This is a genomic window from Pseudomonas sp. GW823-FHT03E05 (assembly GCF_058796855.1).
In genome coordinates this window covers 149,506-164,420 of record NZ_JBXAJB010000010.1, presented here as the reverse complement: position 1 = coordinate 164,420, position 14,915 = coordinate 149,506, and the positions used below count along the sequence as shown (strand labels likewise).

Annotated in this window: 10 protein-coding genes; 6 read left to right on the top strand and 4 right to left on the bottom strand. The window is 62.8% G+C overall.

Annotation, left to right across the window (positions count from 1 at the left end; all coding sequences use genetic code 11):
• Positions 1 to 230 precede the first annotated feature (230 nt).
• The 3 genes from AC1RCO_RS30295 (at position 231) to AC1RCO_RS30285 (ending at position 3,136) form a co-directional block, all read left to right on the top strand.
• Positions 231 to 995: a GntR family transcriptional regulator gene (locus AC1RCO_RS30295; RefSeq protein ID WP_011060203.1), complete on the top strand. Its 765-nt coding sequence runs from the start codon at positions 231 to 233 to the stop codon at positions 993 to 995.
• 208 nt (positions 996 to 1,203) lie between these two features.
• Positions 1,204 to 2,154 (top strand): LysR family transcriptional regulator, encoded by a 951-nt coding sequence (locus tag AC1RCO_RS30290; protein ID WP_015634765.1) that lies wholly within the window; start codon positions 1,204 to 1,206, stop codon positions 2,152 to 2,154.
• A 148-nt stretch (positions 2,155 to 2,302) separates the two neighbouring features.
• Positions 2,303 to 3,136: a hypothetical protein gene (locus AC1RCO_RS30285; protein WP_015634766.1), complete on the top strand. Its 834-nt coding sequence runs from the start codon at positions 2,303 to 2,305 to the stop codon at positions 3,134 to 3,136.
• Between the two features lie 84 nt (positions 3,137 to 3,220).
• Here the strand turns inward: AC1RCO_RS30285 and guaD are convergent, their stop codons facing one another.
• The 4 genes from guaD to xdhA all read right to left on the bottom strand — a co-directional run bounded on the left by guaD (position 3,221) and on the right by xdhA (position 9,308).
• Positions 3,221 to 4,525 (bottom strand): guanine deaminase, encoded by a 1,305-nt coding sequence (gene guaD, locus AC1RCO_RS30280; protein WP_492618346.1) that lies wholly within the window; start codon positions 4,523 to 4,525, stop codon positions 3,221 to 3,223.
• 24 nt (positions 4,526 to 4,549) lie between these two features.
• Complete coding sequence (gene xdhC / locus AC1RCO_RS30275; protein ID WP_011060207.1) at positions 4,550 to 5,392, bottom strand: xanthine dehydrogenase accessory protein XdhC; 843 nt, start codon at positions 5,390 to 5,392, stop codon at positions 4,550 to 4,552.
• Positions 5,393 to 5,461: 69 nt separating this feature from the next.
• A complete protein-coding gene (gene xdhB / locus AC1RCO_RS30270) occupies positions 5,462 to 7,861 on the bottom strand; it encodes a xanthine dehydrogenase molybdopterin binding subunit (RefSeq protein ID WP_492618345.1) in 2,400 nt (799 codons plus the stop codon).
• Positions 7,854 to 9,308 (bottom strand): xanthine dehydrogenase small subunit, encoded by a 1,455-nt coding sequence (gene xdhA, locus AC1RCO_RS30265; RefSeq protein WP_019095887.1) that lies wholly within the window; start codon positions 9,306 to 9,308, stop codon positions 7,854 to 7,856. Before xdhA ends, xdhB begins: the two co-directional genes overlap by 8 nt.
• Positions 9,309 to 9,574: 266 nt before the next feature.
• Between xdhA and AC1RCO_RS30260 the strand changes: the two genes are divergently transcribed.
• The 3 genes from AC1RCO_RS30260 (at position 9,575) to zipA (ending at position 14,837) form a co-directional block, all read left to right on the top strand.
• Positions 9,575 to 10,234, top strand: coding sequence for a GntR family transcriptional regulator (locus AC1RCO_RS30260; RefSeq protein WP_011060210.1), 660 nt, complete (start codon positions 9,575 to 9,577; stop codon positions 10,232 to 10,234).
• A gap of 2 nt (positions 10,235 to 10,236) precedes the next feature.
• Positions 10,237 to 13,725 (top strand): chromosome segregation protein SMC, encoded by a 3,489-nt coding sequence (smc, locus tag AC1RCO_RS30255; protein ID WP_053157085.1) that lies wholly within the window; start codon positions 10,237 to 10,239, stop codon positions 13,723 to 13,725.
• 257 nt (positions 13,726 to 13,982) lie between these two features.
• A complete protein-coding gene (zipA, locus tag AC1RCO_RS30250) occupies positions 13,983 to 14,837 on the top strand; it encodes a cell division protein ZipA (protein WP_047284900.1) in 855 nt (284 codons plus the stop codon).
• The last annotated feature ends 78 nt before the right edge of the window (positions 14,838 to 14,915 follow it).

Here is a 14,915-nt window from a genome sequence, read left to right as displayed (position 1 = left end):
GTTCAAGGTCCAAGCCTAAACTTAAAAGTAACTTTGCATTGCAATACAGCCGTGACTACAAATAGCCGTACAGTCGTTGAACAAGTCGCGGGCCCGACAACACTTTTTGCTAGTGATGGCCATGGGTTGTGTACAATGTGCCCCTGTTTTAACGCGATACTTGCCAGCGACCCACCGTGGCGTATTAAAGTCACGCTGAAATCGCCGCAGTCCTCCCGACCCGAGTGCCCATGAACGAACAGTTGCAACCTCTCAAGAAACAACCGCGAGCAGGCAAAGCCGGTCGCAGCGGAACCCAGGACGATATTGTCTACGCGCACATCTTTGAGGCCATCCTCGAGCAGCGCCTGGCGCCGGGCACCAAATTGAGCGAAGAGGCGCTGGGGGAGATTTTCGGAGTCAGTCGGACCATCATCCGTCGTGCGCTGTCGCGCCTGGCCCATGAAGGCGTGGTCCTGCTGCGGCCCAACCGTGGCGCGGTCGTCGCCAGCCCGAGCGTCGAGGAAGCCCGCCAGGTATTTCTCGCCCGGCGCCTGGTGGAGCGGGCCATTACCGAACTGGCCGTGCAGCATGCCACTGCCGAGCAGTTGCTGGAGTTGCGGCAGATGGTCAACGAGGAACGCGACAGCTTTTCCCGCGGCGATCGTGGTGCCGGTATCCGCCTTTCCGGGGAGTTTCACCTGAAGCTGGCGGAAGCGGCGAAGAATGCCCCGCTGATCAGCTTCCAGCGCAGCCTGGTGTCCCAGACCTCGCTGATCATTGCCCAGTACGAAAGCGGCAACCGTTCGCACTGCTCCTACGATGAGCACACCCAACTGATCGATGCCATCGAAGCCCGGGACGGCGAGCTGGCGGTGAACCTGATGATGCACCACATGGACCACATCGACAGCAAGCTCAACCTCGACGAGGAAAGTGCCTCGGACGACCTGCATGCGGTGTTCTCGCACTTGCTGCAGACCAAGAAACCGGGGCGGCCAAGCGCCAAGCTCTAAGCTGCAAGCCTTGCGTTTCAAGCAATCCCTCGCTTCGTGTGCTGCACGGAGCGAGGGATTCTTGTTTCTGCGGCCCCTTGCAGGGCCTAGGTTCGGGCATTTTGTTGCGGTTTTTGTTTCAGATTGTATACAGTGCCTGCTTCGAGGCGCATGGCCCGGCAGCAGTCGGCCAAGGCTCGCCTCTCGCCCTGCGAAAGGAGCCCGCGGCATGAGCGGCAGAACGCTACGTATTCATTCCTCCGCGATCCACTATTTCGACATGGTCCGGCGCTGCCGCTCGATCCGCGAGGCTGCCCGGCGCTTGAATGTCGCGTCCTCGGCAGTGAACCGGCAGATTCTCAAGATCGAGGACGAGATCGGCGCGCCGCTGTTCGAGCGCTTGCCCGGCGGCCTGCGCCTGACCATGGCCGGGGAGATTCTCAGCCGTCACGCCAACCTGGTGTTGCAGGACCTGGAGCGGGTGCGCCTGGAGTTCGACGCCTTGCGCGGCCTGAAAAGCGGCCACGTCGAGATCGCCACCGCCGAAGGTGCCACGGTGGATCTGCTGCCCTCGGTGCTCAAGCGCATGCGTGATCACTACCCGCAAGTGACCATCGGTGTGACCGTGCAGGGTTCGCAATCCATTCCCCAGGCCCTGATCAACAGCCGCGCCGACCTGGGCCTGGCCTTTGCTGTGCCACGGGCCGCGGAAATCCGCCAGTTGAGTGTCGGGCATTTCCGCCTCGGGGCGCTGGTCAGCCCGGACCACCCGCTGGCCGAGCGCGGCAGCGTCAATTTCGCCACCTGTGCCGAGCACGGGCTGATCCTGGCCAAGAGCGAGCTGTCGATCCATCACCTGCTGGCGCCGCTGCACAAGCGTCTGGGCCTGCTGGACAAACCGCCGCTGCAGAGCAACTCCATGGAGCTGGCGCGGCAGATGGCCCGGCACAACATGGGGGTGGCGTTCCAGACCCGGGTCGGGGTCGAGGCGGATCTGCAAAAGGGCGAGCTGTTGCATATTCCCCTGAGCGACCAGGGCGGCATCTACAGCGACCTGGGGCTCTACGCCCGCAGCGGGCGCGACCTGCCCAGCGCGGTGGAGGCGCTGGCGCATTTGCTCAGTGAGGAGATCGCTCTTCGCGAACGGGCCGAGCGCGCCTTCGGCCAGCCGGTGCTCTGAGTCCGGCCTCCTGGGCCTGTGTTGCCATTTCGGCAGCGCCCTGGTCGATATTCTGTGCTTTGGGCGCTGTAGCGCTTGTGTCGATACTGCGTGCGGTCGGCAGCCAGCGAAGCTGCCTAAAGCCACACCGCCACAGGACATAATAAAAATGAAAAAGGCACTACAAGGCGCAACCCTGCTGATGAGCATGATCGGAGCAGGGGAAGCGGCCGCCCTCGAGTGGATGAACAACAGCGTCGGCTTTCGATACGGCAAGGAGTTCACCAACCCGAACAACCCGCACTACATCAGCAAGCGCATCTACAGCTTCACCCACGCCAGCGGTTACCAGTACGGCAGCAACTACCTGCACCTGGATGTGCTGCTCTCCGACAACGACGACCCGCGCAAGGGCACCAACAAGGGCAGCAGCGAGGTCTACGGGGTCTATCGCCACCAGCTCTATTCCTCCCGGGTATTGGATACGCCGCTGGGCACCGGCCTGATCAAGGACTACGCGCTGACCATGGGTTTTGACGCCAGCCGCAACAACAACCTGGGGTCGGCGAAAAAGCGTGCCCTGGTCTTCGGCCCGACCCTTAAGTTCAACACCGTCGGGGTGCTGGACCTGAGCCTGCTGTACTACAAGGAAAACAACCATTCCGGGATCCCCGGGGCCAAGGACCCGGATCACACCTTCGACGACACCTACCTGCTCAACCTGGCCTGGATGCGACCTTTCGAAGTCGGCACCCACGCTGCCAAGTTCCAGGGTTTCGTCAACTACACCGGGGAGAAGGGCCACGACTACAACTACCGCGACACTGCCCCCGAAACCCTGATGCGTACCTCGTTGATGGTGGCAGTGCTGCCGGGCAAGAACGTCAAGCCCAACCTGTATCTGGGTGTCGGCTACGAGTACTGGCACAACAAGTTCGGGGTGGACGGCGGCCGTGGCAGCCGCACCTCGACACCGACCCTGAACATGGAAGTGACCTTCTAGGCTCGCTCGCAGTCCGGGCCTGGATGCAGGCAAAAAAAATCCCCCGTACGCGTCTGGCGAACGGGGGATTTTCATTTTCCGGGGTTAGCGCTGGTGGACCTGCTGGCCGGCGGCAAAGGTCTGCAGCACGGTGCGATCGTCGCCCAGGGTCATCAGCACGAACAGGGTTTCGGCAATGCTGTTGGCTTGCTTGAGGCGGTAGCTGAGCAGCGGAGTGGCGTGGTAGTCGAGGACCAGGAAGTCGGCGTCGGTGCCCGGATGCAGGGTGCCGATCTTGTCTTCCAGGCGCAGGGCCCGGGCGCCGCCGAGGGTGGCCAGATACAGCGACTTGAACGGGCTCAGGCGCGCGCCTTGCAGTTGCATGACCTTGTAGGCCTCGTTGAGGGTCTGCAGCAGCGAGAAGCTGGTGCCGCCACCGACGTCGGTGCCCAGGCCGACATTGAGCTTGTGCTTTTCCGCCATCGGCAGGTTGAACAGGCCGCTGCCGAGGAAGAAGTTCGAGGTGGGGCAGAAGGCCACGGCCGAACCGGTTTCAGCCAGGCGTGCGCATTCGTCGTCGCACAGGTGCACGCCGTGGGCGAACACCGAACGCTCGCCGAGCAACTGGTAGTGGTCGTACACGTCCAGGTAACCCTTGCGCTCCGGGAACAGCTCCTTGACCCATTGGATTTCCTGCAGGTTTTCACTGATGTGGGTCTGCATGTAGAGGTCGGGGTATTCGGTCAGCAACTGGCCGGCCAGGGTCAGTTGCTCCGGGGTGCTGGTGGGGGCGAAGCGCGGGGTGACTGCGTAGTGCAGGCGGCCCTTGCCGTGCCAGCGCTCGATCAGCGCCTTGCTTTCCTGGTAGCCGGATTCGGCGGTGTCGGTCAGGTAGTCCGGGGCATTGCGGTCCATCATCACCTTGCCGGCGATCATCCGCAGGTCGAGCTTCTCGGCGGCGGCGAAGAAGGCATTGACCGACTGCGGATGCACGCTGCCGAACACCAGGGCGGTGGTGGTGCCGTTGCGCAGCAGTTCCTTGATGAAGATGTCCGCCACTTCATTGGCGTGATCCGGGTCGGCGAACTGGCTTTCGCAGGGGAAGGTGTAGGTGTTGAGCCAGTCCAGCAACTGCTCGCCATAGGCGCCCACCATGCCGGTCTGCGGCAGGTGGATATGGGTGTCGATGAAGCCCGGTGTGATCAGGGCATCGGGATAGTGCTCGACCTGCACCCCGACGGGCAGCCCGGGCAGCAGTTCGCTGGCGTGGCCGAGGGCACTGATCCGGCCGTTTTCTACTACCAGCAGGCCGTCTTCGAAGTACTCATAGGAGGCTTCGATGCCGACTTCGGCCGGGTCGGCGATGCTGTGCAGGATGGCGGCACGGTAGGCTTTGCGAGTCAAAGGCATGGGGGATTCTCAGTGTGTGGCGTGTCAGTTTGCAGCCTGGCTGCGGCGTGATACCGGCAGCAGTTTGGCAATGGGTTCGGCACTGGCGCTGGGCTGGCCGAAATGGGCGTTATAGGTGGCGATGATCTCGCCGGCAATGGAGATGGCGATTTCCACAGGCAACTTGCCTTTGACTTCGCCGAGCCCCATCGGGCAGCGCATGCGCTGCAAGGTTTCGGCGTCGAAACCGCGGTCACGCAGGCGGTGTTCGAACTTGACCCGTTTGGTCTTCGAGCCGATCAGGCCGAAATAGGTGAAATCGTTGCGCTTGAGCAGGGCCGCGGTCAACTCCAGGTCCAGCTGGTGATTATGGGTCATGACGATGCAATAACTACCGGCGGGCAGGTTGTCGATTTCGTCCACCGGTTCTTCGCTGACGATCTTGCGTACTCCAGGGGGGATCTGCTCGGGAAACTCCTGCTCCCGGGAATCGATCCAGCGTACCCGGCAGGGCAGGCTGGCCAGCAGTGGCACCAGCGCGCGGCCGACATGCCCGGCACCGAACACGGCGATCTGCGCCTGCACCTGGCCCATGGGTTCGAACAGCAGCACCGTGGCACCGCCGCAGCACTGACCGAGGCTGGCGCCGAGGCTGAAGCGCTGCAGATGGGTCGCCTGCTTGCCGGCAGCGAGCATGTCCCGGGCGATCTGCATGGCTTTGTATTCCAGGTGCCCGCCGCCAATGGTGTCGAAGGCCTGGGTGGCGCTGACCACCATTTTCGAGCCGGCATTGCGCGGCGTCGAGCCGAGCTCCTCGATGATGGTCACCAGCACGCAGGGTTCACCCTGGGTCTGCAGGTCGGCGAGGGCGCTGATCCAGTTGTACATGTTCACCTCGACATCTTGGTTGTCTGTGTGGGCCTCTTCCTCGGCAAGCCGGCTTGCCGACGCGGGCCGTTACAGCGGCGCCAGCTCGGCTTGCTGATCCGTGGTCCTGGTCACCTGCAAGCGACGCATCTGCTCGCAGCCCCACAACACTCGCTCCGGTGTCGCCGGCGCATCGATCTGCGGTTGATGGCGGTAGTCGCCGAGGCTCGCCACCGCATCCTTGATCGCGCACCAGGCGGCGATACCCAGCGTGAACGGCGGTTCGCCCACGGCCTTGGAATGGAACACCGTGTCTTCCGGGTTCTTGCGGTTTTCCACCAGCTTGACTCGCAGGTCCAGGGGCATGTCGGCCACTGCCGGGATCTTGTAGCTGGCCGGGCCGCAGGTCATCAGCTTGCCCTTGGTGTTCCACACCAGTTCCTCGGTGGTCAGCCAGCCCATGCCCTGGATGTAGCCGCCCTCGACCTGGCCGATGTCGATGGCCGGGTTCAGCGAGGCGCCGACGTCATGCAGGATGTCGGTGCGCAGCATCTTGTACTCGCCGGTCAGGGTGTCGACTATCACCTCGGCGCAGGCCGCGCCGAAGGCGAAGTAGTAGAACGGCCGGCCCCGGGCCTGGGCACGGTCGTAGTAGATTTTCGGGGTCTTGTAGAAGCCGGTGCTGGAGAGCGACACCTGGGCAAAATAGGCCTGCTGGATCAGTTCCTCGAAGGTCAGAATATGCTCGCGGACACGCACATGGCCGTTGTGGAATTCCACATCTTCTTCGCTGACCTGATACTTGCGCGCGGCAAATTCCACCAGGCGCGACTTGATGGTCTGCGCCGCGTTCTGCGCGGCCTTGCCGTTCAGGTCGGCACCACTGGAAGCGGCGGTGGGCGAGGTATTGGGCACCTTGTCGGTATTGGTGGCGGTGATCTGCACCCGGTCGCTGTTCACCTGGAACACCTCGGCCACCACTTGCGCCACCTTGATGTTCAGGCCCTGGCCCATTTCGGTGCCGCCGTGGTTCAGGTGGATGCTGCCGTCGGTGTAGACATGGATCAGCGCGCCGGCCTGGTTGAGGAAGCTGGCGGTGAAGGAAATGCCGAATTTCACCGGGGTCAGTGCCAGGCCCTTTTTCAGGATCGGGCTGTTGGCGTTGTACAGGCGGATGGCTTCGCGGCGCTCGGCGTACTGGCTGCTGGCTTCCAGTTCGGCGGTCATTTCCTCGAGCATGTTGTGCTCGACGGTCTGGTAGTAGTGGGTGATGTTGCGCTCGGTCTTGCCGTAGTAGTTGGCCTTGCGTACCGCCAGAGGGTCCAGGTGCAGATGGCGGGCGATGGCGTCCATCACCTCCTCGATGGCGACCATGCCCTGCGGGCCACCGAAGCCGCGATAGGCAGTGTTCGACGCCGTGTTGGTCTTGCAGCGGTGGCCGTTGATGGTGGCATCGCCCAGGTAGTACGAGTTGTCGGAGTGGAACATGGCACGGTCGACGATGGATGCCGAGAGGTCCGGTGAACAGCCGCAGTTGCCCGCCAGTTCCAGCTGGATGCCGTGCAGGCGCCCGCTGCTGTCGAAGCCCACGTCGTATTCGACGTAGAAAGGGTGGCGCTTGCCGGTCATCAGCATGTCTTCGACCCGTGGCAGGCGCATCTTGGTCGGCTGGCCGGTCAGGCGTGCCACCACCGCGCATAGGCAGGCGGGGCTGGCGGCCTGGGTTTCCTTGCCGCCGAAGCCGCCGCCCATGCGCCGCATGTCCACCACTATCTTGTTCATCGAGACGTCCAGCACTTCCGCCACCAGCTTCTGCACTTCGGTGGGGTTCTGGGTCGAGCAGTAGACGATCATGCCGCCGTCTTCGGTGGGCATCACCGAGGAAATCTGGGTTTCCAGGTAGAAGTGCTCCTGGCCGCCGATGTGCAGCGTGCCCTGGATGCGGTGCTCGGCACTGGCCAGGGCGCTGGCCGAGTCGCCGCGCTGGTGGGTGTGGCTGTCCAGCACGAAGTGGCGCTTGCGCAGGGCCTCGACCACGTCGAGCACCGGCTCCAGATCTTCGTATTCGATGATCGCGGCCATGGCCGCCTTGCGCGCGGTTTCCAGGTCCCTGGCGGCCACCGCCAGCACCGGCTGGCCGACGAACTCCACGGTGTCGATGGCCAGCAGCGGGTCGCCGGGCAGCAGCGGGCCGATATCCTTGAGGCCGGGAATGTCCTCGTGGGTAATGGCGATGCGCACGCCTTCGAAGGCGTAGCAGGGGGCGGTGTCGATGCTGATGACCTTGGCGTGGGCCCGATCCGACAGTCGCGCGTAGACGTGCAACTGGTTGGGGAATTCCAGGCGGTCGTCGATGTACACCGCTTCGCCGGACACATGTTTGTCGGCGCTGTCGTGCTTGACGCTGCGGCCGACGCCGCTGGTCAGGTCCTGGTGAAACAGGGCCGTGAGTTCGGCCTGGGTCTTCTCGACCTTGTGATGATTAGACATAAGCGGTCACCCGGGTCTCGATGTGCGGTGCATGCAGTTCGATGAAGTATTTGCGCAGCAGGTTCTGCGCGCTCAGCAGGCGGTATTCCTTGCTGGCGCGAAAATCCGAGAGCGGGGTGAAGTCTTCTGCCAGGGCGGCGCAGGCCCGCTCGATGCTCGATTGATTCCAGGGCGCGCCGATCAGTGCGGCTTCGCAGCTCTTGGCGCGCTTGGGGATCGCCGCCATGCCGCCGAAGGCGATGCGCGCATCGCTGACCACGCCGTTGTCGATGCGCAGGTTGAAAGCCGCGCAGACCGCGGAAATGTCGTCGTCCAGGCGCTTGGAGACCTTGTAGGCGCGGAACAGCCGTTCGGCGCTGGCCCGGGGCACGATGATCTTCTCGATGAACTCGCTTTCCTGGCGGGCGGTGACCCGGTAATCGATGAAATAGTCTTCCAGGGCCAGGGTGCGGCGCACTTCGCCCTTGCACAGGACGATCTGCGCGCCCAGGGCGATCAGCAGCGGCGGCGAGTCGCCGATGGGCGAGGCGTTGCCGATGTTGCCGCCCAGGGTGCCCTGGTTGCGGATCTGCAGCGAGGCGAAGCGCTGCAGCAGTTCGCCGAAGTCCGGGTACTCGGCGCGCAGGGCGTCGTAGCAGTCGGTGAGGGCGGTGGCGGCGCCGATTTCCAGGCGATCGTCGAAGTGCTCGATGCGCTTCATCTGGGCAATGTTGCCGACGTAGATCATCACCGGCAGGGTGCGGTGGAACTGGGTCACCTCCAGGGCCAGGTCGGTGCCGCCGGCCAGCAGCCGGGCTTGCGGGTAGGCGTCATAAAGGTCGGCCAGATCAGCCACCGTCAGCGGCACCAGGCAGCGCTTGTCGCCACTGTTGAGCTCACCGGTGTCCTTGGGCGCAATGGCCTTGAGGCGGCTGATGGTCTCGGCCTGGCGCGCATCGAACTGATCGCTCTGCCCACCACAGCAGGCCTGCTCGGCGGCGGCGAGGATCGGCCGGTAGCCAGTGCAGCGGCAGAGGTTGCCGGCCAGGGCTTCATGGGCCTTGTGGGCGTCGGGCTGGCTGCTGTTTTTCTGCAGGGCGAACAGCGACATGACGAAGCCCGGGGTGCAGAAGCCGCACTGCGAGCCGTGGCAGTCGACCATGGCCTGCTGCACGCTGTGCAGTTGCCCCTGGTGCTTGAGGCCTTCGACGCTGATCAGGTGCTTGCCGTGCAGGGAGGAAACGAAGGTCAGGCACGAATTGAGGCTGCGATAGCGAATGCTTTCGCCGCCTTGCGCATCCGTCTGCAACTCGCCCACCACCACGGTGCAGGCGCCGCAGTCGCCGCTGGCGCAGCCTTCCTTGGTGCCGGGCTTGCCCAAGTGCTCGCGCAGATAGTTGAGCACGGTCAGGTTGGGGTCCAGGGCATGCTCGCTACGGAGTTCCTGGTTGAGTAAAAACTGGATCACGGAAGGCCTCGCAGACTCATTATTGTTGTTAACCGACGTCAGCCGAATTTAGTCATGTCTGACTTTTCGGTCAATGATTTTCTGACTTCAAGGTCAGGAAATTTTCGACTCCAACAATTCAAGTATGAACGGCTATGGAAAATTGCTCGGATCACGGTCAATTTGCTTATTTCGTGCCAAATTCCGCCCCTTGGGCACTCCGCGATGAAGTGGCAATTGCGCTACACTGCGCGGCTTGTGCCGATTAAAGATTTTGAAGGAAAACCATGACGTTCAAGGCGCCGGACAGCCTCGCCGAGCAAATTGCTCACCACCTCGCCGAACGTATCATTCGCGGGGATCTCAAGCCTGGGGAGCGCATTCAGGAACAGAAGGTCACCTTGGCCCTCAATGTCAGCCGTGGTTCGGTCCGCGAGGCCTTGCTGATCCTCGAGCGCCGCCATCTGATCGCCATCCTGCCGCGCCGTGGTGCCCATGTGACCGAGCTCACCGAGCACAAGGTCCGCAGCCTGTGCACGCTGATGAGCGAGCTGTACATCCTGCTGGGCAACTCGGTGGCCAGCGGCTGGACACAGCAGAGCGACATGACGCCATTCCTGCAGATCCAGCAGCGCCTGGAGAGTGCCTATGAACGCCAGGACATCCGCGCCTTCGTCGAAGACAGCTTCAGCGTGATGCGCGCGGCCTATCCGTTCGCCAACAACCCCTACCTGCAGGAGACTGTCGAGAACCTGCAGCCGGCCATGAGCCGCGCCTATTACCTGGCGCTGGACCAGCGCAAGGCGTCCATGAGCGAGTACCTGGCGTTGTTCGAGCAATTGCTGGCCGCGGTATTGGCCCGTGACCTGGTGCAGATCCGCCAGGTGCTGACGGCCTACGCCGAGCGCAGCAGCGATCTGGTGGTATCTGCGTTGGCGGATGCGTAAACGTGCGACTCAAGTGCATCAAGCTGGCGGGGTTCAAGTCCTTCGTCGATCCGACCACGGTGAACTTCCCCAGTAACATGGCGGCGGTGGTCGGGCCCAATGGCTGCGGCAAGTCGAACATCATCGACGCCGTGCGCTGGGTCATGGGCGAAAGTTCGGCGAAGAACCTGCGCGGCGAGTCGATGACCGACGTCATCTTCAACGGCTCCACCAGCCGCAAGCCGGTGAGCCAGGCCAGCATCGAACTGGTGTTCGACAACTCCGATGGCACCCTGGTGGGCGAGTACGCCGCCTATGCGGAAATCTCCATTCGCCGCAAGGTGACCCGCGACAGCCAGAACAGTTATTTCCTCAACGGCGCCAAATGTCGCCGTCGGGATATCACCGACATCTTCCTCGGCACCGGCCTGGGGCCACGCAGCTACTCGATCATCGAGCAGGGCATGATCTCCAAGCTGATCGAAGCCAAGCCCGAGGATTTGCGCAACTTCATCGAGGAAGCCGCGGGCATCTCCAAGTACAAGGAGCGCCGGCGCGAGACGGAAAACCGCATCCGCCGCACCCACGAGAACCTCGCCCGCCTGACCGACCTGCGCGAAGAGCTGGAGCGTCAGCTCGAACGCTTGCATCGCCAGGCCCAGGCCGCCGAGAAGTATCAGGAGTACAAGGCCGAGGAGCGCCAGCTCAAGGCGCAACTGTCGGCCCTGCGCTGGCAAGCCCTGAATGAGCAGGTGGGCCAGCGCGAGTCGGTGATCGGTAGCCAGGAAGTCAGCTTCGAGGCCCTGGTGGCCGAGCAGCGCAACGCCGATGCTGCTATCGAACGCTTTCGCGACGGGCACCACGAGCTCTCCGAACGCTTCAATCTGGTGCAGGGGCGCTTCTATTCGGTGGGCGGTGACATCGCCCGGGTCGAGCAGAGCATCCAGCATGGCCAGCAGCGCCTGCGGCAGTTGCAGGACGACCTCAAGGAAGCCGAGCGCGCGCGCCTGGAAACCGAGTCGCACCTGGGGCACGACCGCACCTTGCTGGCGACCCTGGGGGAAGAGCTGGCGATGCTCGAACCCGAGCAGGAAGTCACCGCCGCCGCAGCCGAAGAAGCCGCTGCAACCTTGGAAGAAGCCGAAACCACCATGCACGGCTGGCAGGAGCAGTGGGACGCCTTCAACCTGAGTTCTGCGGAACCGCGGCGCCAGGCGGAAGTGCAGCAGTCACGCATCCAGCAGCTCGAAGGCAGCATGGAGCGGCTGTCCGAGCGCCAGCGGCGCCTGGGGGAGGAGCGCGAGTTGCTTTCGGCCGACCCGGAAGACGCGGCGATCCTCGAACTCAACGAACAACTGGCTGCCAGTGAGGCGACCCTGGAAGACCTGCAAGCCAGCGAGGAGTCCCAGGTCGAGCGCCTGGAACAACTGCGCCAGCAATTGCAGCAGGCAACCCAGGCACAGCAGCAGGCTCAGGGTGAATTGCAGCGCCTCAATGGCCGGCTGGCTTCCCTGGAAGCCTTGCAGCAGGCCGCACTGGATCCCGCCACGGGCACCGCCGAGTGGTTGCGTGAGCAGCAGTTGGCCGAACGCCCGCGCCTGGCCGATGGCATGCATGTGGAAGCAGGTTGGGAGCTGGCGGTGGAAACCGTGCTTGGCGCCGATCTACAGGCGGTGCTGGTGGACGATTTTACCGGTCTTGACCTCGCGGGTTTCCAGCAAGGCGATCTGCGCCTGCTGAGCCAGCAAGGCGATGCAATGCGCATCCCCGGCAGCCTGCTGGACAAGGTGGAATCCACGGTGGATCTGTCGCCTTGGCTGGGTCAGGTCAAGCCGGTGGAAAACCTCGAACAGGCCCTGGCCCTGCGTGGGCAACTGGCTGCCGGACAGAGCCTGATCAGCCGCGATGGCTACTGGGTCGGCCGGCATTTTTTGCGGGTGCGCCGCGCCAGCGAAGCGGAAAGCGGCGTGCTGGCCCGGGGCCAGGAAATCCAGCAATTGACTCAGGAGCGCGATGAGCGCGAAGCCAGTGTCGAGGCCCTGGAAAGCCAGTTGCTCAACCTGCGGGCCCAGCAGCGCCAGCAGGAGAACGGTCGTGAGCATCTGCGCCGTCTGCTGCAGGACGAAGCCCGCCAGCAAGGTGAGCTGAAGGCCAAGCTGTCTGCCGGCAAGGCCAAGGCCGAACAACTGACCTTGCGGCGTACCCGTCTCGATGAAGAACTGGTGGAGCTTGGCGAACAGCGCGAGCTGGAACACGAACAGATTGGGGAGGCGCGCCTGCAATTGCAGGACGCTCTCGACAGCATGGCTCTGGACACCGAGCAGCGTGAGCTGCTACTGGCCCAGCGCGACAGCCTGCGCGAGCGTCTTGACCGGGTGCGCCAGGAAGCACGCCAGCACAAGGATCACGCCCACCAGTTGGCAGTGCGCATGGGCTCGCTCAAGGCCCAGCACGATTCCACCCGGCAGGCTCTGGAACGTCTGGAGCTGCAATCCGAGCGTCTGACCGAGAAGCGCGAACAACTCAGCCTCAACCTGGAAGAAGGCGAGGCGCCATTGGAAGAGTTGCGCCTGAAGCTCGAAGAGCTGCTGGAAAAACGCATGACCGTGGATGTGGAGCTCAAGACCGCGCAGATCGCCCTGGAAGATGCCGACCGCGAACTGCGCGATGCCGAGAAGCGCCGCAACCAGGCCGAGCAGCAGTCGCAGTTGATTCGTGGCCAGTTGGAGCAGCAGCGCATGGAATGGCAAGCCCTGACCGTGCGCCGCAAGACCTTGCAGGAGCAACTGCTGGCCGACGGCTACGACCTGGACGGCGTGCTGGCGACCCTGACCGCAGAAGCCAGCGAGCAGGCCGCCGAAGAAGAGCTGGAACGGATTGCCGCACGGATCCAGCGCCTGGGCGCAATCAACCTGGCGGCCATCGACGAGTATCAGCAGCAGTCCGAGCGCAAGCGCTATCTGGATGCCCAGGATGCCGACCTGGTGGAGGCCCTGGAAACCCTGGAGAACGTGATCCGCAAGATCGACAAGGAAACCCGTAATCGATTCAAAGATACCTTTGATCAGATCAACGGCGGTTTGCAGGCACTCTTTCCAAAAGTTTTCGGTGGCGGCAGCGCTTATTTGGAACTGACGGGCGAAGATCTACTCGATACAGGGGTAACGATCATGGCGCGTCCTCCGGGCAAGAAGAACAGCACCATTCATTTGCTCTCCGGTGGCGAAAAGGCATTGACCGCATTGGCCCTGGTATTTGCCATCTTCAAGTTGAACCCGGCGCCGTTCTGCATGCTCGACGAAGTTGACGCACCGCTGGATGACGCTAACGTTGGACGCTACGCGAGATTGGTTAAAGAGATGTCGCAGACCGTGCAGTTCATCTATATCACCCACAACAAGATCGCCATGGAAATGGCTGATCAGTTGATGGGGGTAACGATGCACGAACCCGGTTGTTCGCGCCTGGTAGCCGTGGATGTCGAGGAGGCGATGGCGATGGTGGACGCTTGAGTCCGGGCGACTGAGGCGACTGTGGGGGGCAAGTAGGGGGGATTTTTCCCATTCCCCAGCTGGCCAATCGATATATTGGCCCTAGCCGTTGCGACAGACGGTGTAAAGTTGCCTTTGGTCGTGCTAGTTTAATGTCAATTTTTCCTATGCGTGGGCAAAACGCCATTCAGAACATAGAGTTGGCGCCACGTTTTAAAGCGGTTTGCAGATTGTAAACCCCTTATTTTTCAGCATTTTTTATAGAGGCACGGGATTACATGGAAATCGGTCTGCGCGAGTGGCTGATCGTCATCGGCATTATTGTTATCGCCGGTATTCTTTTTGATGGCTGGCGGCGTATGCGCGGCGGCAAGGGGAAGTTGAAGTTCCGTCTTGATCGAAGTCTTTCCAATCTGCCGGACGATGAAGGCAGTGCCGAGCTGCTGGGCCCGCCCCGCGTTCTGGATACCCATAAAGAGCCGCAGTTGGACGAGCATGACCTGCCGTCGGTCAGCATGCCTGCCCGCGAACCGCGGGAAAGTTCTTCGTCCAAGCGCGGCAAGCGCGGTGGCGAGCCGCATCAGGGCGACCTCAACCTGGACCTGGATCTGGACAGTGGCCCGAGCTTCAGCAGCCGCGACGATGATTTCCCGGCCGAGGAAAGCAAGTCCGCGAGCCACAGCGACAAGGACCAGCCGCAAGCCGAAGAAGTGCTGGTGATCAGCGTGATCTGCCGCGACGCTGCCGGCTTCAAGGGGCCGGCCCTGTTGCAGAACATCCTGGAAAGCGGCCTGCGTTTTGGCGAGATGGATATTTTCCACCGCCACGAAAGCATGGCTGGCAACGGCGAGGTGCTGTTCTCCATGGCCAACGCGGTCAAGCCGGGCGTGTTCGACCTGGACGATATCGACCACTTCAGCACCCCGGCTGTCAGCTTCTTCCTCGGCCTGCCGGGCCCGCGTCACCCCAAGCAAGCCTTCGACGTGATGGTGGCGGCGGCGCGCAAGTTGTCTCAGGAGCTCAATGGCGAGCTCAAGGACGATCAACGCAGCGTCCTGACTGCCCAGACCATCGAACACTACCGCCAGCGCATCGTCGAATTCGAACGCCGCGCCCTGACCCAAAAGCGCTAAGCTCCTGAAGCCAGCCCCTCCATGTAGGGGCTGGCTTGTACAGGAACTGGCTTGCCAGCGAAGTCCTTGCCCCAATCT

Coding starts and splice junctions, on each gene's coding strand:
- AC1RCO_RS30295 (WP_011060203.1), top strand. CDS start 231: ATGAACGAACAGTTGCAACCTCTCAAGAAACAACCGCGAGCAGGCAAA.
- AC1RCO_RS30290 (WP_015634765.1), top strand. CDS start 1,204: ATGAGCGGCAGAACGCTACGTATTCATTCCTCCGCGATCCACTATTTC.
- AC1RCO_RS30285 (WP_015634766.1), top strand. CDS start 2,303: ATGAAAAAGGCACTACAAGGCGCAACCCTGCTGATGAGCATGATCGGA.
- guaD (WP_492618346.1), bottom strand. CDS start 4,525: ATGCCTTTGACTCGCAAAGCCTACCGTGCCGCCATCCTGCACAGCATC.
- xdhC (WP_011060207.1), bottom strand. CDS start 5,392: ATGTACAACTGGATCAGCGCCCTCGCCGACCTGCAGACCCAGGGTGAA.
- xdhB (WP_492618345.1), bottom strand. CDS start 7,861: ATGTCTAATCATCACAAGGTCGAGAAGACCCAGGCCGAACTCACGGCC.
- AC1RCO_RS30260 (WP_011060210.1), top strand. CDS start 9,575: ATGACGTTCAAGGCGCCGGACAGCCTCGCCGAGCAAATTGCTCACCAC.
- zipA (WP_047284900.1), top strand. CDS start 13,983: ATGGAAATCGGTCTGCGCGAGTGGCTGATCGTCATCGGCATTATTGTT.